The sequence below is a fragment of the Streptomyces sp. NPDC000983 genome (assembly GCF_040299205.1).
GTDB lineage: Bacteria > Actinomycetota > Actinomycetes > Streptomycetales > Streptomycetaceae > Streptomyces.
This window is the reverse complement of sequence record NZ_JBEPBM010000009.1, coordinates 75,124-95,156: the sequence shown is the minus strand read 5'-3', so window position 1 is coordinate 95,156 and position 20,033 is coordinate 75,124. Positions and strand designations below refer to the sequence as shown.

At 72.4% G+C, this 20,033-nt stretch carries 18 protein-coding genes and 1 tRNA gene; 6 read left to right on the top strand and 13 right to left on the bottom strand.

Annotated elements, in window-relative coordinates; translation table 11 throughout:
- Positions 1–37 precede the first annotated feature (37 nt).
- Genes ABT296_RS12845 through ABT296_RS12825 form a run of 5 tightly spaced genes read right to left on the bottom strand, consistent with a single transcriptional unit; the run spans position 38 to position 4,964 of the window.
- The gene (locus ABT296_RS12845) at positions 38–1,051 is read right to left on the bottom strand and encodes a Gfo/Idh/MocA family protein (RefSeq protein WP_351926286.1); all 1,014 of its coding nucleotides are present in this window, start codon (positions 1,049–1,051) and stop codon (positions 38–40) included.
- Between the two features lie 10 nt (positions 1,052–1,061).
- Positions 1,062–1,961, bottom strand: a complete 900-nt coding sequence (locus ABT296_RS12840; RefSeq protein ID WP_351926284.1) for a sugar phosphate isomerase/epimerase family protein — start codon at positions 1,959–1,961, stop codon at positions 1,062–1,064.
- Between the two features lie 2 nt (positions 1,962–1,963).
- A complete protein-coding gene (locus tag ABT296_RS12835) occupies positions 1,964–2,863 on the bottom strand; it encodes an ATP-binding cassette domain-containing protein (protein WP_351926282.1) in 900 nt (299 codons plus the stop codon).
- Positions 2,864–2,868: 5 nt separating this feature from the next.
- Positions 2,869–3,933 carry an ABC transporter permease gene (locus ABT296_RS12830; RefSeq protein WP_351926280.1) on the bottom strand — a complete coding sequence of 355 codons (1,065 nt, stop codon included), beginning with the start codon at positions 3,931–3,933 and terminating at the stop codon, positions 2,869–2,871.
- A complete protein-coding gene (locus ABT296_RS12825; RefSeq protein WP_351926278.1) occupies positions 3,933–4,964 on the bottom strand; it encodes a sugar ABC transporter substrate-binding protein in 1,032 nt (343 codons plus the stop codon). The genes ABT296_RS12830 and ABT296_RS12825 overlap by 1 nt, the downstream gene beginning before the upstream one ends.
- 358 nt (positions 4,965–5,322) lie before the next feature.
- On the opposite strand from ABT296_RS12825, the gene galE reads away from it, so the two are divergent.
- Positions 5,323–6,378 (top strand): UDP-glucose 4-epimerase GalE, encoded by a 1,056-nt coding sequence (gene galE, locus ABT296_RS12820; RefSeq protein WP_351926276.1) that lies wholly within the window; start codon positions 5,323–5,325, stop codon positions 6,376–6,378.
- Here the strand turns inward: galE and ABT296_RS12815 are convergent.
- A complete protein-coding gene (locus ABT296_RS12815; protein ID WP_351926274.1) occupies positions 6,326–8,209 on the bottom strand; it encodes a glycoside hydrolase family 15 protein in 1,884 nt (627 codons plus the stop codon). The genes galE and ABT296_RS12815 overlap by 53 nt on opposite strands.
- A gap of 271 nt (positions 8,210–8,480) precedes the next feature.
- On the opposite strand from ABT296_RS12815, the gene ABT296_RS12810 reads away from it, so the two are divergent.
- Positions 8,481–9,185, top strand: coding sequence for a TetR/AcrR family transcriptional regulator (locus ABT296_RS12810; protein WP_351926272.1), 705 nt, complete (start codon positions 8,481–8,483; stop codon positions 9,183–9,185).
- 80 nt (positions 9,186–9,265) lie between these two features.
- On the opposite strand, the gene ABT296_RS12805 is transcribed toward ABT296_RS12810, so the two are convergent.
- The 5 genes from ABT296_RS12805 to ABT296_RS12785 form a co-directional block, all read right to left on the bottom strand.
- Positions 9,266–10,069 (bottom strand): DUF427 domain-containing protein, encoded by an 804-nt coding sequence (locus ABT296_RS12805; RefSeq protein ID WP_351926270.1) that lies wholly within the window; start codon positions 10,067–10,069, stop codon positions 9,266–9,268.
- Positions 10,070–10,182: 113 nt separating this feature from the next.
- Positions 10,183–11,169, bottom strand: a complete 987-nt coding sequence (locus ABT296_RS12800) for an aldo/keto reductase (RefSeq protein ID WP_351926268.1) — start codon at positions 11,167–11,169, stop codon at positions 10,183–10,185.
- 76 nt (positions 11,170–11,245) lie between these two features.
- The gene (locus tag ABT296_RS12795) at positions 11,246–11,941 is read right to left on the bottom strand and encodes an NUDIX domain-containing protein (protein WP_351926266.1); all 696 of its coding nucleotides are present in this window, start codon (positions 11,939–11,941) and stop codon (positions 11,246–11,248) included.
- Complete coding sequence (locus tag ABT296_RS12790) at positions 11,938–12,618, bottom strand: phosphoribosyltransferase (RefSeq protein WP_351926264.1); 681 nt, start codon at positions 12,616–12,618, stop codon at positions 11,938–11,940. Before ABT296_RS12790 ends, ABT296_RS12795 begins: the two co-directional genes overlap by 4 nt.
- A gap of 148 nt (positions 12,619–12,766) precedes the next feature.
- A tRNA-Pro gene (locus ABT296_RS12785) sits at positions 12,767–12,840 on the bottom strand.
- Positions 12,841–12,941: 101 nt separating this feature from the next.
- Here ABT296_RS12785 and ABT296_RS12780 point away from each other — a divergent pair.
- From ABT296_RS12780 to ABT296_RS12765, 4 genes are all read left to right on the top strand, one after another.
- A complete protein-coding gene (locus tag ABT296_RS12780; RefSeq protein WP_351926262.1) occupies positions 12,942–13,472 on the top strand; it encodes a DUF309 domain-containing protein in 531 nt (176 codons plus the stop codon).
- Positions 13,473–13,588: 116 nt separating this feature from the next.
- Positions 13,589–15,667: an MDR family MFS transporter gene (locus ABT296_RS12775; RefSeq protein ID WP_351926260.1), complete on the top strand. Its 2,079-nt coding sequence runs from the start codon at positions 13,589–13,591 to the stop codon at positions 15,665–15,667.
- Positions 15,668–15,710: 43 nt separating this feature from the next.
- Positions 15,711–16,118, top strand: coding sequence for a hypothetical protein (locus tag ABT296_RS12770; RefSeq protein WP_351926258.1), 408 nt, complete (start codon positions 15,711–15,713; stop codon positions 16,116–16,118).
- A 129-nt stretch (positions 16,119–16,247) separates the two neighbouring features.
- A complete protein-coding gene (locus ABT296_RS12765; RefSeq protein WP_351926256.1) occupies positions 16,248–17,648 on the top strand; it encodes a DUF6351 family protein in 1,401 nt (466 codons plus the stop codon).
- 19 nt (positions 17,649–17,667) lie between these two features.
- Here ABT296_RS12765 and ABT296_RS12760 read toward each other — a convergent pair whose 3' ends face one another.
- Positions 17,668–18,441 (bottom strand): sulfite exporter TauE/SafE family protein, encoded by a 774-nt coding sequence (locus tag ABT296_RS12760; protein WP_351926579.1) that lies wholly within the window; start codon positions 18,439–18,441, stop codon positions 17,668–17,670.
- Positions 18,442–18,770: 329 nt separating this feature from the next.
- Complete coding sequence (locus ABT296_RS12755) at positions 18,771–19,961, bottom strand: thiolase family protein (RefSeq protein ID WP_351926254.1); 1,191 nt, start codon at positions 19,959–19,961, stop codon at positions 18,771–18,773.
- Positions 19,962–20,033 lie beyond the last annotated feature (72 nt).

Genomic DNA, 20,033 nt, shown 5'->3' with positions numbered 1-20,033 from the left:
GGTCGGCGACGGCCCGTCGGGCGGGGCGAGCGCGTGCTCAGCGGTAGAACGCGGGCCGTTCGGCCTGCTCCACCGGGACCCGGCCGCCCTCGCGCAGGGACCGCACACCGGCCTCGCAGACGGCGGCGGCCGCGTAGCCGTCCCAGATGCCGGGCCCGGTGACCTCGCCGCGGCGGGTGGCGTCGACCCAGGCCTGGACCTCCCGGTCGTAGGCGGCCGCGAACCGCTCGGTCCAGTCCTGGTCGACGGTGCCGCCCCAGCGTCCCTCCGCCGTGGTGACCAGGGCGTGGCCCTCGCCGATCCGGGCGGTGCCGCGTTCGCAGACGGCCTCGGCGCGGACCTGGTAGCCGAACCCGCAGTTGACGAAGATCTCCACGTCCGCCAGGGCCCCGCCGGCCGTCTCCAGCACCACGAACTGCGGGTCGATCAGCCCCTCGGGCGCCAGGGCGGAGGAGGCCGGGCGCAGCACGGTGACCGCGGTGATCTCCTGGCCGAGGAGCCAGCGCGTCACGTCCACCTCGTGCGCCACGGAGTCGGTGACGAGCATCTCGGAGGTGAAGAACTCCGCGCTCGAGACGTTGCGGTGCTGGTGGTGCAGCATCAGCGGGCGGCCCAGCCGGCCGCCGTCCAGCAGTGCCTTCAGGCTCGTGTACTCGGCGTCGTAGCGGCGCATGAAGCCGACCTGGACCAAGCGCCGGCCCAGCGCCGTCTCGGCCTCGACCAGGCGCAGCGCGGAGGCCGCGTCGGGGGTGAGGGGCTTCTCGCACAGCACCGGCAGGCCGTGGGCGAAGGCGGCGAGGAGTGCCTCCTCGTGCGCCGGGCCCGGGGAGGCGACGAGGACGGCGTCGACGTCGCCGGAGGCCATGGCGGCGGCCGGGTCGGTGTGCACGGCGCAGCCGTCGACGCGGGCGGCCACGGCCCCGGCCCGCTGTGCGTCGACGTCGACCACGGCGGTGACCCGGGCCCCGCTGACGACGTCCCTGATCCGGCGGACGTGGTCGGCGCCCATGCGTCCGGTGCCGATGACGGCAACGCGCAGCGTCGGGGTCATGACCGTCCTCTCAGGCGCCGCAGGAGCGCAGGAACTTGCGGGTGCGCACGGCGATCGGCAGCGGCCGGTCCGGCTCGCAGGGGTACATGTCCTGCTCGACGATCGCGAACAGCTCCACCCCGAGCCGCTGCGCCGCCACCAGGACCGGCTCCAACTCCGGTACGCCGGTGGGTGGTTCGCACATCACCCCGCGCTGCACGGCCGGACCGAAGGGGACGCCGTCGCGTACGACGTCGGCGAGGACGTCCGGGTCGACCTGCTTGAGGTGCAGGTAGCCGATGCGCTCGCCGTAGGTCTCGATCAGTTTGACGCTGTCGCCGCCGCAGTAGGCGTAGTGCCCGGTGTCCAGGCAGAGGTTGACGAGGTCGGAGTCGGTGGAGTCGAGGAACCGCTCCACGTGGTCCTCGGTGTCGATGTGGGTGTCGGCGTGCGGGTGGACGACGATGTCGAGGCCGTAGGTCTCCTTGACCTCGTGGCCGAGGCGTTCCATGCCCTTGGTGAGGTGGGCCCACTGCTCGCCGGTCAGCTCCGGCGGCTCCAGGATCTCGGCGGTCTTGTCGTCCCGCCAGAAGGAGGGGATGACCACGAGGTGCCGGGCGCCGGTCGCCCGGGTCAGTTCGGCGACCTGGCTGACGTGCTCCCAGGTGGACTCCCACACCGAGGGGCCGCGGTGCAGGCCGGTGAAGACGGTGCCGGCGGACACCTTCAGGTCGCGGGCGGCGACCTCCGCGCGCAGCAGGGCGGGGTCGGTGGGCAGGTAGCCGTAGGGGCCGAGTTCGATCCACTCGTAGCCGGCCTCGGCGACCTCGTCGAGGAAGCGGGCCCAGGGCACCTGCCGGTCGTCGTCGGGGAACCACACGCCCCAGGAGTCCGGGGCGGAGCCGATCCGGATACGGTCCAGTGCCGCCATGTTCACGCCTTTCCTTCGTCGGTGGGGGCGGTCGGCGCGGTGAGGTCCCCGGCTTCGGGCAGTTCCTCCACGTCGACGCCCCGCACCTGGGACAGCTCATGCTTGAGTGCGGCCAGCTCGGTGCCGCCGGCCATGTGGTGGGTGAGTTCCTCCAGGCTGACCCGGTCGCGGGGTGCGGACAACTCCAGGGTGCCGAGCCGCAGCACGCTGAAGTGGTCGCCGACCATGTACGCGTGGTGGGGGTTGTGGGTGATGAAGATGACGCCGAGGCCCCGGTCGCGGGCGGCCGCGATGTACTTCAGCACCACCCCGGACTGTTTCACGCCGAGGGCGGCGGTGGGCTCGTCGAGGATGAGGACGCGGGCTCCGAAGTGGACGGCGCGGGCGATGGCCACGCACTGGCGCTGGCCGCCGGAGAGGGTGCCGATGGGCTGTTCCAGGTCGTCCAGGACGATGCCCATGTTGCGCAGTTCCCGGTCGGCGGTGGACTTCATCCGTGCGATGTCGAGCCGGCGGACGGGCCAGGGGCCCCGGGTCAGTTCGGAGCCGAGGAAGAAGTTGCGCCACACCGGCATCAGCGGGACCGTCGCGAGGTCCTGGTAGACGGTGGCGATACCGCGGTCGAGGGCCTCGCGCGGGGTGCCGAAGCGGACCGCCTCGCCGTCGACGAGGAACTCGCCCTCGGTGTGCCGGTGCAGCCCGGAGACGATCTTGATGAGGGTGGACTTGCCGGCGCCGTTGTCGCCGAGCACGCAGGTCACCGTGGAGGGGTGGACGGCGAGGCTCACTCCGTGCAGGGCGCGGATGTTGCCGTAGGACTTGCCGGCGCCGCGCAGTTCGACGAGGGGCCGGTCCCTGCCGGGGGCGGGGTCGTCGGCCGTGGCGGTGTGCGGGGTCGTCATGGCGGTCACCTCCGGGTCGCCGTGCGGCGGACCCACAGATTGATGAGCGTGGCGCCGAGGAGCATCACGCCCAGGAACGTCTTGAACCAGTCGGGGTTCCAGCCCGCGTACACGATGCCCTGCTGGACCATGCCGAACATGAAGGCGCCGAAGACCGGGCCGATCGCCGAGCCGTGGCCGCCGGTCAGGAGACACCCGCCGATGACGGCGGCGGCGATGTAGATCAGCTCCTGGCCGACGCCCTCGCCGGACTGCACGGTGTTGAAGGAGAACAGCTGGTGCATGCCGACGAACCAGGCGCCGAAGCCGACCAGCATGAACAGGGAGATCTTGGTGAAGGTCACCGGGACGCCGACGGCGCGGGCGGACTCCTTGTTGCCGCCCACCGCGAAGATCCAGTTGCCGTACTTGGTGCGCAGCAGCACCCAGGTGGCGAGCGCGGCGAAGACCAGCCACCAGACGATGGTGATCTTGACCTGGACGCCGCCGACGTCGAAGGAGGAGGCGAACAGGGCCTCGGCCTGGCCGAAGCCGTCCATGTCGCTGATGTCGTCGGTGGCGACGTTCCCGGTCACCCACTTGGTGACGGCGAGGTTGGCGCCCTGGAGGATCAGGAAGGTGCCGAGGGTGACGAGGAAGCTGGGCAGGCCGGTCCGTACGAGCATCCAGCCGTTGAACAGCCCGACGGCCAGGGAGACGACCAGGGCCACGATCACCCCGGCCCAGACGTTCATGGTCAGCTGGTAGCTGATCATGCTGGCGGTGAGGGCCGAGGTGACCACGGCGACGCCCGCGGACAGGTCGAACTCGCCGCCGATCATCAGCAGGGCCACGGGCAGGGCCATGATCCCGATCGTCGACGACTGGTACAGGATGTTGGCCATCGAGCCGCCGTCGCGCACGGGCGGCGCGGTGACGAGGAAGAAGACCAGCACCGCGGCCGCGCCGAGGAGGACGCCCACCTCGGGCCGGGCGAGCAGCCTCAGCGCCAGGGGGCGGCGGCCGGTCCTCGGCGGGCCGGGGTCCGGCGGTGCGGCCACCGCCGGACCGGCCTGTCCGGTCGTGCTCATCACCGGGTGCCCTTGGCGGCGAAGCCCTCGACGGCCTCGACGTTGGACTTGTCGACGAAGGCGGGGCCGGTCAGCACGGGCTGCTCGCCGCCGCCCATGTAGTTGCCGTTGTTCTTGTAGAGCCACAGCGAGTCGATCGCGAGGTAGCCCTGGAGGTAGGGCTGCTGGTCGACGGCGAACTCGATGGAGCCCTCGCCGATGGCTCCGGTGAGTTCCTTGTTGAGGTCGAAGGTGGCGACCTTGGCCTTGCTGCCCGACTCCGACACCGACTTCGCGGCGGTCAGCGCGAAGGGCGCACCGAGGGTGACGACGTAGTCGATGGCCTTGTCCTCGGCGAGCTTGGCGGTGATCGTCGACTTGACCGAGGGCATGTCGGTGCCGTTGACGTTCAGGGTCTCGACCGTGCCGGAGAAGGTCTTCTCCACCCCGTCGCAGCGCTGGGTGAGCCCGATGTTGCCCTGTTCCTGGATGACGCAGACGGCGTTCTTGGCGCCCGCCTCGTTCAGCCGCTTGCCGAGCGCCTCGCCGGCGACGGTCTCGTCCTGGCCGAAGAACTCCATCAGGCCGAGGTCCTGCCACTCGCTGACGCCCGAGTTGAGGCCGACGACGGGTATGCCGGCCGCCCTGGCCTTGGCTATGACGTCCTTGAGGGCGTCGGGTTTGGCGAGGGTGACGGCGATGCCGTCGACCTTCTGGTCGATGGCGTTCTGCACCAGGTTGGCCTGGACGCCGGCGCTGGGGTCGGCCGAGTAGACGAGCTTGACGTTGTCCTTGGCGGCGGCGGCCTCGGCGCCCTTGCGGACGATGTCCCAGAAGGTGTCGCCCTGCGACTGGTGGGTGACCAGGGCGACCGTCATACGCGGGGTGTCCGCCTTGCCCGCGGAGGCGCCGTCCGCGCCCTCCTCGGCCTTCTTGCCGCCGGAGCCGCTGGAGCAGCCGGCGAGGGTCAGGGCGGCCGCGGCGGCCACGGCCGCCAGGGTCGTCGTCCTGCGGGAGCGGAAGCGGGAGCGGGCGTGCGAAGAGCGGTCCATCTTTCCTGCACCTCACTGTGCGACAGGGGAACGACGGGTGAGAAACGCGGCTGCGTTGGTCCCGGATCCAATCCCTTGAGGCGCCCGCTGTCAATACTTTGTTAAGACATCATTTCACGCAAAGGTCAGAATGTAAGTACAAATGACCGACGGGGTCGCAGCGGGAGGCGACGAAGGCGATCTCTACCCGCCGCGTCCAGGGGTATCCCTCGCACCTCGCGCCACTCCTCCGGCTTCCGGCCGCCGGCCGGGGGCCGAGCGCTTGACTGTGGGGGCCCGGGGGCGCACAGTCGTACATATACGTCGTAAACATACGGTGTTCGCGTTCTTCGTGAGATGAGGGAGCGGAGCCGGGCCCATGAGCGCACCGTCCACTGTCCTCGTGACCGGCGGGGGCGGATTCATCGGCAGTCACACCTGCGTCGAGCTGCTGGACCACGGCTACGAGGTGATCGTGGTCGACAACTACAGCAACAGCTCCTCGCAGGTCTTCGCACGCGTCGAACGCGTCGCGGGCCGCTTCGTCGGCGCCGTCTACGACCTGGACATCCGGGACCGGCACGCCCTGTCGGCCGTCTTCGACCGGCACACGGTGGACGCCGTCCTGCACTTCGCGGGCCTGAAGTCGGCGTCCGGGTCGCTGCGCAGACCGGTCGACTACTACGACGTCAACGTGGGCGGCACCATGGCCCTGCTGGGCGCCATGCACTCCCACGGGGTGCACCAGCTGGTGTACTCCTCGTCCTGCTCGGTCTACGGCGCGGCGGGCCCCGGCCCGATCCGCGAGGACGCGCCCACCCGGCCCGGCCATCCGTACGCCCAGTCCAAGTGGATCTGCGAGCAGATCCTCGCCGACCTGTGCCGCCGCCACCCCGAGTACTCGGTGCTGTGCATGCGCTACTTCAACCCGGCCGGCGCCCATCCGAGCGGACTGCTCGGCGAGGACCCGCGGGGCACGCCCGACAACCTGATGCCGTACCTGGCCCAGGTGGCCGTGGGCCGGCATCCGCGCCTGAGCGTCCGCGGCGGTGACTACCCCACCCGCGACGGCACCGCGGTCCGGGACTACCTGCATGTCATGGACTGCGTCGAGGCGTACCGCACGGCGCTGGACCACCTCGCCGACCGGACGGGCCTTCAGGTGTTCAACCTCGCCCGCGGCAAGGGCAGTTCGGTGCTGGACGTGGTCGACACCTTCTCCCGGGCGTGCGGACGCCAGGTGCCCTACGAGGTGGAGCAGCGGCGGCCCGGTGACGTGGCGGAACTGGTCGCCGACGTGAGCGCGGCGGACCGGGCCTGGGGCTGGCGGCCCACCCGGGACCTGGCCGACATGTGCCGGGACAGCTGGCGCTTCCAGCAGCTCAACCCGCTCGGCTACGCCGGGTCCGCGCGGCGCCAGAAGCCGTCGGGCTGAGGGCGCCGGAAGCCGTCGGGCCGAAGTCCCCGGCATCCGTCGGGCCGAGGTCCCCGGCCAGGGCGAACGCGGTCTCGGCGAGGGCGATGTGGCTGGACGCCTGCGGGGCGTTGCCCAGTTGGCGGCCGAGGGCGGGGTCCCACTGCTCGGAGAGCAGTCCCACGTCGTTGCGGACGGCGAGGACCCTCTCGAAGGTCTCGCGGGCCTCCCCGGTGCGGCCGGTGGCGGCGAGCGCGTCGGCGTACCACAGCGAGCAGGAGACGAACGCGCCCTCGCGGCCCGGCATTCCGTCCACCTCGTGCACACCGCGGCCGGCCCGGGCGTACCGCCGCAGGAATCCGCCGTCGTCGAGGCCGCTCATGGCGCGGACGGTCCCGCGCACCCGGGGGTCCCGGGCGGGCAGGAAGCGCAGCCGGGGCAGCAGCAGGGCGGAGGCGTCGAGGGCGGGCGAGCCGTACGCCTGGACGAAGGAGCGCTGGGCGGGGTCGAAGCCCTGCCGCAGGATCTGCCGGCGGACCTCGTCGCGCATGGTCCGCCAGCGGTCCGAGGAGCCGTTGCGGCCGAGGAGCCGCCCCATGCGCAGGGCGCGGTCGGCGGCCACCCAGGTCATGACCTTGGAGTGGACGAACTGGCGGCGCGGTCCGCGCACCTGCCACAGGCCCCGGTCGGGTTCGCGCCAGTGCCGCAGCAGGAAGCCCATCATCACCTCGACCAGGTTCCACACGTGCGCGGGCATGGGGATGCCGGCGAGCAGTGACCGCCAGAGCGTGTCCAGGACCTCGCCGTAGACGTCGAGCTGGAACTGGCCGACCGCCGAGTTGCCGAACCGCACCGGGCGCGAGCCCTCGTAGCCGGGCAGCCAGGGCGCCTCGGTCTCGGGCAGCAGGCGCTGCCCGCCGACGCCGTAGACGGTCTGGAGGTCGGCCGGGTCGCCGGCGATCGCCCGCACCAGCCAGGCCAGCCAGGCCGTGGCCTCCTCCCGGTAGCCGCAGCGCAGGAGGCAGGAGAGGGTGAGGGTGGAGTCGCGCAGCCAGCAGTAGCGGTGGTCCCAGTTGCGTTCGCCGCCCACGCAGCCGGGCAGCGAGGTGGTGGGGGCGGCGACGATCCCCCCGGTGGGGGCGTAGGTGAGCGCCTTGAGGGTGATCAGGGAGCGGACCACGGCGTCCCGCCAGGGTCCGTCGTAGCGGCAGCGGCCGGTCCAGCGGCGCCAGTAGTCGACGGTCTCCTTCAGCACCGTCTCCGCGGGCACCGTGAGCGGTGCGGGCGGGCCGGGCCGGTGGGAGGGCGCCCAGACCAGGGTCAGCGCGAGCCGGTTTCCGGCGGTGACGGTGAACTCGGCGACGGTGGAGGACTCCCCGCCGATGGTCCGCACGGGTCCGTCGGCGCTCACCCACACCGCGTCGGGCCCCGCGACGGCGACGACGCGGTCCCCGTCGGGCCGTGCCCAGGGCACCACCCGGCCCTGGTGGAAGCGCAGCCGCAGCTCGCTGCGGAGGGTCACCGACCCCGAGAGTCCCTCGACGACCCTGACCAGACAGGGCAGTTGGGCGCGCGGCGGCATGAAGTCGGTGACCCTGACGGTGCCGGTCACGGTCTCCCAGTACGTGTCCAGGACGAGGGTGTCGGGCCGGTACGCCCGGCGCGTGCAGCGGCCCCGGCCGAGCGGCGCGAGGCGCCAGAAGCCGTGGTCGGGGGTGCCCAGCAGGGCGGCGAGACAGGCGGGCGAGTCGAAGCGGGGCAGACACAGCCAGTCGACGGAGCCGTCCCGGCCGACCATGGCCGCGGTCTCCAGGTCGCTGAGGAGTGCGTAGTCCTCGATGGGCGCGCTCATGATCGTCGGCCACCCGCGGTCGTTCCGTCGCGGCACGGGCCCCGCGCCGACGGGGGCGGCAGCTCCGCCGGCGGCGCGGGTGCGAATCCGATCCATCCGGTTCCGCGTGCCCGTGGTCCCTCACCGCAGCATCGTATGTATACGATGTATACGTACATCATCCACTCAGGTACCGGCCCGGTCAACCCGGGACGGCCCGGATCACCCCGTACGCTGCCACCGGGCCCGCGCACCGCCGGACCTGACGGACGGAAACCCGAGGTGGTGAGGGATGGCGAACCCCAAGAAGCCGGCGCCCGCGCGACGCGCCGGCGACCGCGGCCGCTACGGCCGGCTGAGCCGGGAGCGGGTGCTGGCCAGCGCCCTGGAGCTGGTGGACCGGGAGGGCCTGTCGGCGCTGAGCATGCGCCGCCTCGGCGGTGAGCTCGGCGTGGAGGCGATGGCGCTGTACCGGTACGCGGCCGGCAAGGAGGCCCTGCTGGACGGCCTGGTCGAGGCGCTCTACCTGGAACTCGCCGAGCGGCTGGCCGCCGCCCCGGACGACACCTCCGACTGGCGGGCCGGACTGCACCGCATCGCCCTGGTCTCGTACGAGGTCTGTCTCGCGCATCCGCACGCGGTGCCCCTGCTCGCCACCCGCATGCTGGCCGTACCGCTGGCGCGCCGCCCGCTGGCCGTGCTGAAGGACCACGAGCGGGTGCTGGGGCTGCTGCGGGAGGCCGGGCTGGACGAGGCACGCTCCACGGCGGCGTTCCGCGCGTACACCGCGTGGCTGCTGGGCTATGTCTCGGTGGAGCTGCGGGCGATGGTGGACAACCCCGAGGAGACGGATCCGGCGTTCCGGCTGGGGCTGCACCGGATGCCGTCGCAGGAGCTGCCCCGGCTGCGGGAGGCGGCCCCGGCGCTGGCCGAGCGGGGCGGGGCGGAGGGCCTCGCCGCGGGGCTGGACGCGCTGCTGGACCGGTTCATGTCCTGATGCCGAGGCCTGGGACGGGTCACTTCTTCGGGATTCGTCGGGCGGTGTGCTTCCTCGGGCGGTGTGCTTCCTCGGGCGGGTCACTCCTTCAGCGTGCCGCTGAACACGGTGACGGGGCGCGGCAGGCGTTCGCCGTCCACGACGAGGTCGACGGCCTCGTTGTAGAAGGCGAGCCGTCCCTCGACGGCGCCGACCGCGGGCAGCGGCTCCGGGTAGCTCCACAGGACGTTGCTCGGGACGTCCGCCTCGCCGGCGAAGCTCCAGTAGCGGGCGTTGCCCTTGTAGGGGCAGAGCGAGGTGTGCCGGGTGGCCTCGAACAGGTCGAGGCGGACGTCCTCGGGCGGGAGGTAGTAGCGGGCGGGCAGTCCGGTCTCGAAGAGCAGGACCGGGCGGCGGGTGTCGGCCACCAGGACTCCGCCGATCTCCACCTGGACGTGACGGCTGCTGCGCAGGGCGTCCACCCGGTGGTGCGGGTCGCGGGGGTGGCCGAAGATCTCCTCGTCCTCGTCGTACCAGTGGTCCAGGCCGTTCTCCCGGCGCAGGAACCAGTCGAAGGCGAGGTGTCCGGCGAGGTCGGCGCCGGGGAAGGTCCAGGCCGCGTTCGCCATCCGCTCGCCGTCGACCTCCAGGTCGTAGAAGACGCGCGAGCCGGTGCGGGGGCCCGTCGGGGGGTTCGCAGCCGGATGCAGGAGGTCGGTGCGGACCTCGGCGCGGGGGAAGGCGTAGCAGGGGACGGGGATCCCCTCGGGTTGCCAGACCAGCACGGGGTGGCGGCTGTCGACGACGGTGGTGGTGCCCTTGACGCCGCGCACCCAGCGCTCGCAGGGCTCCCACAGCAGACCTTCGGGGGTGGTACGGACGGACCCGGCGCCGGGGATGGGCATGATCCACGCTCCTTCGGCTTCTCTTCGGAGCCTACTGCGGACGGCCGCCCGCCACCCGGCGCTCAGCCGTCCGCCACCCGGCGCCCAGTGGGCGGCGTCCGTCCACCCGGTGCTCAGTGTGCCGCGTCCAGCCGGGCGCGCTGTCCGGCCGTCAGCTCCAGGTCGACCGCGGCCAGGTTCTCCTCCAGCTGTGCGACCGAGGACGCCCCGGCCAGCGGGACCACCGGCAGCGGCGCGCCGATCTGCCAGGCCAGCACGACCTGGTTGACGGTGGCGTCGGCCTCCTTCGCCACCTCGCGCAGCACCTTCAGGCGGGCGGGGCTGCCCGGGTGCTCGTAGTCCGGCGGCAGCGGCTTGTCCGCGCGGGTGTAGGCGCCGGCGAGCAGCGGGGAGTACGCGACCAGGGTGAGGTCGGACTCGGCGCGCAGGTACGACATCAGCTCCGCTCCGGCGTGGCCGAGGCTGCCGTCGGGGAACAGCCCGCTCGGCATGTCCAGGCGCGGGCGCAGATGGCTGTGCTGGTACTGGAGCACCTGGTAGCCGGGGAGCCCCCGGGCGGCGGCCAGCGCTCGGGCCCGTTCCACCCGCCACACGGCGTGGTTGCTGGCCCCGAGGAGGCCGACGGTGCCCTCCGCCACCAGTGCGGCGAACCCCTCGACGGTCTCCTCCAGGGGGACCCGGTGGTCCTCGATGTGGGCGTACAGCAGGTCGATCCTCTCGACGCCGAGGAGTTCGCGGCTGCGTTCGGCGGACTCGCGGATCACCTTCGCCGACAGGCCCTCCGGGTTGTCGACGTAGCCGGTGCCGGGGGCCAGGGGGCGGGCACCGAGCTTGGTGGCGATGACGATCTCCTCGCCGATGCCCCGGCTGCGCCGCCACCGGCCGAGCAGTGCCTCGCTCTGGCCGCCCTGGCCGCCGTCCTCCCAGTAGGCGTAGTTGTCGGACGTGTCGATGAAGTTGCCGCCGGCCTCGACATAGCGGTCGAGCACGGCGAAGGACGTCGCTTCGTCGGTGCGGGTGCCGAACAGCATCGCGCCGAGCGCGAGGACGCTGACCTCGCGGCGGTGCCGGGGATCGGTGCCGATGGTGCGGTACTTCATGCGGATGCCTCCCGTTCGTGGTGTGAGACAGGGAGTCTTCAGCTTGAAGCGCACTTCAAGTCAAGTGCTGATGCGGCTACTTGGCGAACGGACCGTCCAGGGCCGCCCATTGGAGGAGCATGATGGTCTTGGCGTCGGCGATCTCCCCGCTTCGGATCATCTCCAGGGCCTGGCGGAAGGGGAGTTCGAGGATCTCGATGTCCTCGCCCTCCTCGTCCAGTCCGCCGCCCTCGTGGGTGCGGGTGGACGCGCCGTACTCGGCGGCGTAGAAGCTCACGCGTTCGGTGACCGAGCCGGGGCTCATGTAGACGTCGAAGACGTGCTCCACCGCTCCGATGGTGTGCCCGGTCTCCTCCACCACCTCGCGCCGCACGGCGACCTCGGGGTGCTCGTCATCGTCGTCGAGGAGGCCGCCCGGGGTCTCCACGAGCATGCCGTCGGGGTGGCCGTTGACGTAGACGGGGAAGCGGAACTGCCGTGTCAGCAGCACGGTTTCGCGGGCCGTGTCGTAGAGCAGCATGGTCGCGCCGTTGCCGCGGTCGTGGGTCTCGCGCTCCTGGGTGTGCCAGGTGCCGTCGGCGTGCCGGAGGTCGAAGGTGGTGGTCCGCTCGACGTACCAGTGGCTGGAGAGCAGCTTCACGTCCCGTACCCGCACGCGGGGGTTGCCGGTCAGGTCCAGGCCGGTCCGGTCGAGCCCGGTGCGCCTGCGGCGGTCGGGGGTGCCGGCTCCGGGCAGGCCGGCGGACGCGGGATCAGGTGCTGAATGGTTCATGGTCCGCTTCTATCACCACCGGCCGGGCTCGGGCCGCCGGCTCCGGTGCGCAGCGCGGCCAGCACATCGGCGTCGGTGAGCTGTGCGAAGTCGTCGTACCAGAGGCCGACGGCCGTGAAGTCGACCGGCCGGTGCGGGCAGATCACCTCGTCGGCCTCCTCGCCCACCAGGGCCAGGCCCTCGGGCGAGCCGACCGGCACGGCCAGCAGGACGCGCTCGGGTGCGCGGCCGCGGATGCGGCGCAGGGCGGCGCGGGCCGTGACACCGGTGGCGAGGCCGTCGTCGACGACGATCACCGTGCGCCCCCGCAGGGAGAGGGCGGGTCGGCCGCGCCGGTAGGCCTCCTCGCGCCGGTGCAGCTCCGCGCGTTCGCGGGCCACGGCGGGGGCGAGGTCCTCCTCCGTGAGGCCGAGCCGTTCCAGGGTCCAGTCGTCGAAGACCGGGGGGTCGTCCCCGCAGACCGCGCCGATGCCGAACTCCTCGTGGAAGGGCGCGCCGATCTTCCTGGCGACCAGGACGTCGAGCGGGGCGTCCAGGTCCCGGGCGACCTCCCGGGCCACGGTCACCCCGCCCCGGGGCAGCGCCAGGACCACGGGGTCGTGGAACTCCGCTCGCCGGCTCCGCAGCTCCCGGGCCAGCTCCCGGCCCGCGTGCCCTCGATCACGGAACAGCGTCATGACGGTCACCCCATCGGCGCGCGCCGGGGATCCGCACTCCCCTGCCGCGTGGTCCGCGTACCCAGGACGAAGCAGGTCATACGGGCGCATGCCCGGGCATACGAAAAGGGCCCCCGCGGGCTCTCGCCCGCGAAGACCCTTCGTACCGTCGGGACGACAGGATTTGAACCTGCGACCCCTTGACCCCCAGTCAAGTGCGCTACCAAGCTGCGCCACGTCCCGGTGCGCTCACCCACGGTGAGGTGGATGATCGCGCGGACAGCACTTTACCCCACACCGGGGGCCCGCTCGAAAGAGGCACCGGGCGCGGCACAATCGGTCATATGGACGGACGATCAGCGAGCCGGACGGCCGGGGCACGGGACCGGGACAGCGAGGGGCGGGCCCGCAACGCCCGGCCCCGGGACGGACTCGGGCGGCCGCTGCCCTACGGCGCGGACGGCGTGGCCCGGCAGCCCGAGGGCGTCCTGCGCATCCCGGAGCGGACGGTCGCGGAGGCGCAGGAGCTGCTGGACGCGGGCCGGCCCTTCCACGCCCACGAGGTCTTCGAGGACGCCTGGAAGGCGGGGCCCGAGGAGGAGCGCGGGCTGTGGCGGGCGCTGGCGCAGCTCGCCGTGGGCCTGACGCACTCGGCGCGCGGGAACGTCACGGGCGGCGCCCGGCTGCTGCGGCGCGGGGCCGGCGCGGTCGAGGAGTGGGCGGTGGCAGCGGGCGAGCCGCGGCCGTACGGGATGGACACGGCGGCGGTGACCGCGTGGGCGCGTGCGCTGGCATCGCGGGTGGAGGGTGCCGGGGGCGACGCGGCCCCGATCGACGCGGCGGCGTGCGCACCGCGGCTGCGGACGGACGCGTAGAGCGGGCCGCGGCATCCCCGAGGCCGCCCGGGCGCGACGTAGGCACCCGGGCGGCGCAGGCACCCGGGCGGACCGCCCCGCGTGCGGGGGCGGTCCGCCCGGGTGATCGTGACCTCGTGACAGTCGCCGAGGAAGCCGCGCGGCCACCGGCCGCCGAACCCCCCGTGCTGGACGTGCGCCGCCGCAACGTCGTCTTCGTGACGATCATGCTCGGCATGCTCCTGGCCGCCCTGGACCAGACGATCGTCGGCACCGCGCTGCCGACCATCGTGTCGGACCTCGGCGGCGCCTCGCACATGTCGTGGGTGGTGACGTCGTACCTGCTCGCGGAGACCGTCGCGACCGTGCTGGTCGGCAAGTTCGGCGACATGTTCGGCCGCAAGGTGGTCTTCCAGGTCTCGGCGATCGTGTTCATCACCGGCTCGTTCCTGTGCGGTCTGGCCGGGAACATGACGCTGCTGATCGTGTGGCGGGCGATGCAGGGTGTCGGCGCGGGCGGGCTGATGGTCACGTCGATGGCGCTGATCGCCGATGTGATCCCGCTGCGCGAACGCGGCAAGTACCAGGGCGCGATCGGCGCCGTGTTCGGCGTGGCCACGGTCATCGGGCCTTTGCTGGGCGGGCTGTTCACCGACCATCTGACCTGGCGCTGGGCGTTCTACGTCAACGTGCCCATCGCGATCGTCGTGGTGATCGCCGCCGCCCGCACCATCCCGGTGGTCAAGTCGGCCTCCCGGCCGGTGATCGACTATCTCGGCATCGCCTGCGTCGCGGTCGGCGCCAGCGCGCTGATCCTCGCGACGAGCTGGGGCGGCAACGAGTACGCGTGGGGCTCCGGCGTCATCGTCGGCCTGTTCGTCGGCGGTGTGATCGCGCTCGGCCTGTTCTGCTGGGTGGAGACCCGGGCGCCCGAACCGATGCTGCCGATGCGGCTGTTCAACAACCCGGTGTTCACGGTCTGCTCGGTGCTGAGCTTCATCGTCGGCTTCGCGATGCTCGGCGCGATGACCTATCTGCCGAGCTATCTGCAGTACGTCGACGGCGACTCGGCGACGATCTCCGGCGTACGGACCCTGCCGATGGTGATCGGCCTGCTCATCGCGTCGGTGTTCAGCGGCAACGTGGTCAGCAAGACGGGGAAGTACCGGCTGTTCCCGATCGTCGGCTCGCTGGTGATGGGGCTCGGCCTGTATCTGATGTCCCTGATGGGGCCGTCGACCGGGACCTGGCTGGAGTCGCTGTACATGTTCGTGTTCGGCACCGGGATCGGCCTGTGCATGCAGGTCCTGACGATCGCCGTGCAGAACACCGTGGACTACGCCGATCTGGGCACCGCGACCTCGGGCGTCACCTTCTTCCGCACCCTGGGCAGCTCCTTCGGCACCGCCGTCTTCGGCACGATCTACACCAACAGCCTCACCCCCAACCTGCGCCAGGGCGTCGCCGAGGCGTCCACCGTCCCGGGCGCGGACCCGGCCGTCGTCGCGCGGGCGGCGACCAGCCCGGAGGGCTTGCACGAACTGCCCGACGCGGTGGCCGCGCCGATCGTCGACGCCTACGCGGACACCCTCCAGACGGTGTTCCTGTGGACGGTGCCGGTGGCGGCCGTGGGGTTCGTCGTCGCGCTCTTCCTGAAACAGGTCGAACTGCGCGACAGCGCCCGCATGGGGTCGACGGACATGGGCGAGGGGTTCGGGCAGCCGCGCGGCGCCGACTCCCAGCCGGTGCTCGAAGCCTCCGTCATGAAGATCATCGGCAGTACGGACCTGGACACCGCGCGCCGGCTGGTCCAGGGCTCCGACACCCGGCTCGACGTGGCCGGCGCCTGGGCGGTGATGCAGGTGGAGCTGCTCGGCCGGGTGGTCGGCCACGCGAGCCTGGGGCTGGTCGCCGCCCGCCGCCATGTGCCGCCGGAGGTGCTGCTGCCGGTCTTCGACCGGATGGTCGACGAGGGCTACCTGACCCGCGACGGCTCCCTGCTCTCGCACACCCCGGCGGGCGCCCGGGAGGCCGAGGTGATCACGGCGGCGTGGGGCGCGTGGCTGATGGCCCGGGTCGAGCAGGACATCGGCCGCCCCTCCGGCGCGGCGCTGCGCGCGGCCGTCGACACCATCGCCAAGCGGCTGCTGACGGAGGACCTCAGCAGCGGACTGCCCAGCAGCAGACCGGCGCCCGAGACGGCCGACGCCCGCTGAAACCCGATTGCCGCGGGACGCCCGCGACCGTCATGATCGAGCCATGTCCCCGACCCCGACGCGCTTCCGCGACCCCGGCAGGAGCGACTACTCCTTCCGTGACTCCGTGCTGGTGCGCTGCCCCCGCTGCGACCGGATCGCGCACTTCGGGCGAGCCGGGGTGGTCTGCCGCTCCTGCGGGAGGTCCGGCCCCGTCGCCGCGGGCACCTGGCCGGCGCTGTGGCTGCGCACGGCCACCCGGCACGGCGAGTTGTGGGCGTACAACCTCGAACACCTGGACCTGATCCGCCGGTTCGTCGAGGCGCGGCTGCGGGAGCGGGACCCCTGGTACGAGCACGGCCGGAAGATGACGTGCGTCGCCCGGCTCCCCGCCTGGGTCAAGAGCGCCAAGAACCGTGCCGAGGTGCTGCGCGCCATCGACCGGATGCGCGCCTCGGTCGTCGAGGGCTGAACCCGGCGCGCCGGCCTCCCCGCGAGCGGGGCCGGCGAACTCTATGAACACAAACGATCAGACGGTGTCCCTCGCTCCGGGCGGTCCCTAGCATCACGGCCGACGTCGACGAAGACGAGGAGAAGCGCCTTGAACGGCACCACCGCACGCGCATGGAGACAAGGGCTCGCCGCCTGCCTCGCGGCCCTGACCGTCGGCACCCTGACCGCGGCCGCACCGGCGGACGCGGCCACCGCCGGACCGGCCCCCGTGGCCTGTCCGGCGGCCCTGGCCGAGAAGGCCACCTGCTGGACGGGACAGGACGCGAACGGCGCCCACTACGCCGTCGCCGTGCCCGAGGACTGGAACAGCTCGCTCGTCGTGCACGCGCACGGCGGCCCCGACCTGGGCGCCGGGTCCGACCCGGCCCGCAGCCTCGACGACCTGGGCCGCTGGTCGGTGATGGTGGACCAGGGGTACGCCTGGGCCGGGTCGTCGTACCGGCGGGGCGGCTACGGCACCCGGATGGCGGCGGCGGACACGGAGAGCGTGCGGCGGGTGTTCGCCGGGCGGTTCGGCGCACCGGAACTGACCCTGGTGCACGGGCAGTCCTGGGGCGGGAACGTCGCGGCGAAGGTCGCCGAGACCTACCCGGGCCACTACGACGGGGCGCTGCTGACCAACGGGGTGCTGGCGGGCGGCTCGCGCGGGTACGACTACCGGGTCGATCTGCGCGTGGTGTACCAGTACTACTGCGGCAACCATCCCCGCCCGACCGAGCCCCGGTACCCGCTGTGGCAGGGGCTGCGGGCGGACTCCACGATGACCTCGGCGGGACTGCGCGCCCGGCTCCAGGAGTGCACGGGGCTCGCCTCGGCGCCGCGGGAGCGGACCGCCGTGCAGCAGCGGAACCTCGACGACATCCTCGGCGTCACCGGGATACCGGAGCGCTCCCTGGAGTCGCATCTGCGGTTCGCCACCTTCACGTTCCGTGACCTCGTGCACAGGCGGCTCGGCGGCCGCAATCCCTTCTCCAACCGGGGTGTGCGCTACTCCGGTTCGCACGACGACCGGGCGCTGAACGCCGGGGTCGAGCGGTTCTCCGCCGATCCCACGGCCGTCCGGGACCTGTCGTACGACAGTGATCTCACCGGCGACGTCCACATTCCCGTACTGACGCTGCGCGCGATCGACGACCCGACCGCGTTCGTCGAGCACGAGTCCGCGTACCGGGCCACGCTCGAAGGGGCGGGCAGGGGGCGGTACCTGGTGCAGACGTTCACGCGGGAGAGCGAGCACAGTGAGCTGAGCGGCGCCGAGTACGCGACCTCCGTCGCGGCGCTGGAGCGGTGGGTGCGCACCGGGGTGCGGCCCACGGCCGGCTCGGTGGCGCGGGCCTGCCCGAGCGGCTGCTTCTACGATCCGGACTTCCGGCCCGGTTCCTACGCCTCGCGGGTCGCGGCCCGGCCGGGCGGGCTGCGGTGGCCGGCGATGACGGCCGCCCGGGAGCGGGCCTGGAGCCGGGTCCCGGGCGTCGGAATCGCCCCCTGATCAGCCCGCTCCGCACGGCTCAGGTCAGCAGCAGTTGCACGCCGCCCACCACGGTGGCCGCGATGACGAGCTGCTCGAAGAGTCGCTGGTTGATCCGGTTCACAGCCCATTTGCCGATGAGCGCGCCGGGCACGACGAACAGCACGAGTGCGGCGTCAAGGAGCAGCGAGCGGCCGTCGATCAGGCCGAGCCCCACGCTGAAGGGCACCTTGGAGACGTTGACGATCAGGAAGAAGAAGGCCGAGGTGCCCAGGAAGCCGAGCTTCCGGAACCCGGCCGACAGCAGGTACATCGACATCACCGGTCCGCCGGCGTTGGCGACCATGGTGGTGAAGCCGCCGAGGACGCCGTAGGAACGGGCCTTGATCCGCCCGGCGCGGGTGACGACCTCGTCGGGCGCCCGCTCCGCCTCGGCGGCCCGGCGCCGCCACACCGTCACGCCGGCCATCAGCAGCAGGATCGCGCCGATCGAGGTCCTGACGACCGCGTCGTCCGCCCACATCAGGAACACCGTGCCGGCCACCACCCCGGCCGCGACCGCGGGGAACAGCCGCCACAGGGTGGGCCAGTGGGCGTGCCGCCGGTAGGTGAGGACGGCGAGCACGTCCCCGGCGATCAGCACCGGCAGCAGGACCCCGGTGGAGGCACGGGCCGGCAACACAGCGGCAAAAACCGCCAAACTAACAGTGTTGGCCCCACTCACAGCAGTCTTGGAAAAGCCGACGAGCAACGCAGCAAGAGCAAGCGCCACAAATCCCCAGCCACTGATTCCCCAAAGCATCATCGTGTCCATATCGAACACCGATGCTATGCACCCCACCCCACCACCACCCACCAGGGGCGCGAGGAACTGCGCGACCAGCCCCAACGCCGCCCCACCCGAGCACCACCCCCAGGGCCGCGCGAACAACCAGCCCATACAAACCCCGCCCGCCCCCCACCCCGCCAGGGGCGCGGGGAACTGCGCGACCAGCCACGACGCCGCCGCACCCGACCAACCCCCCAGGGGCGCGGGGAACTGCGCGATCAACCACAACAGCGCCGCACCCGACCACCACCCAAGGGGCGCGGGGAACTGCGCGACCAGCCACAACGGCGCCGCAGCCGAAACCGCACCCCCAACTACACCCCCCGCTCCACCAGCACCGCACTCCCCTGCCCCACGCCCACACACATCGTGGCCAGCCCCCGCCCCGCCCCCACACGCCGCATCCGGTGCAACAACGTCGTCAGAATCCGCGCCCCCGAACACCCCAACGGATGCCCCAGCGCAATCGCGCCCCCACTCGGATTCACCAACTCCGGGTCAATACCGAGCAGATCGACACACGCCACCGCCTGCGCAGCGAACGCCTCGTTGAACTCCGCCTCCTGAACATCCCCCACCGCCCACCCCACCCGCGCGAGCGCCTTCCGCGTGGCCGGCACCGGCCCGATCCCCATCACATCCGGATGCACCCCGGCCGACGCCCCCGCGACATACCGCCCGAGCGACTCCAACCCGAGTTCGCCGAGCACCTCCTCGCTCACCAGGAGCAGCCCCGCGGCGCCGTCGTTCATGGGCGAGGCGTTCCCCGCCGTGACCGTGCCGCCGTCCCGGAACGCGGGCTTCAGCCGAGCGAGCCGCTCCAGGGAGGTGTCCTCGCGCACGCACTCGTCGCGGTCGACGACGACCCCGTCCGGGCGCACCACCGGGAGGATCTCGGCGTCGAAGTGGCCGGCCTCACGGGCCCGCGCGGCCAGCCGGTGGCTGCGCAGCGCGAACTCGTCCTGCCGCTCGCGGCTGACACCGTGCCGCGCGGCGACCTCCTCCGCGGTCTCGCCCATGGACAGCAGCCCGTGCAGGTCCCGCATCGCGGGGTTGACCAGCCGCCAGCCGAGCCGGGTGTCGACGGTCTCGATGCGGTGCGGCAGCGCCTCGTCGGGGCGGGGCAGGACGAAGGGCGCGCGACTCATGGACTCGGAGCCGCCCGCGAGCACGATGTCCGCCTCGCCGGCGGCGACGGTGCGGGCGGCGGTGGTGACCGCCTCCAGACCGGAGGCGCAGAGCCGGTTCACGGTGGCGCCGGGCACCGACTCGGGCAGTCCGGCGAGCAGCGCGGCCATGCGGGCGACATTGCGGTTGTCCTCGCCGGCCTGGTTCGCGGCGCCCCAGTAGACGTCGTCGATCCGGGCCGGATCGAGCGCGGGCACATCGGCGATCAGCCCGCGGATCACGGCCGCGGCGAGGTCGTCGGGCCGGACGGAGGACAGGGCTCCGCGCAGCTTGCCGATGGGTGTGCGGCGGGCGGCGGCGAAGTGGACGGGACGCACGAGAGGGACTCCTGACCGACGGCGTCGGCGGTCTGAGGACCGGCCATGGACAACGGCACCTTAATTAGCACC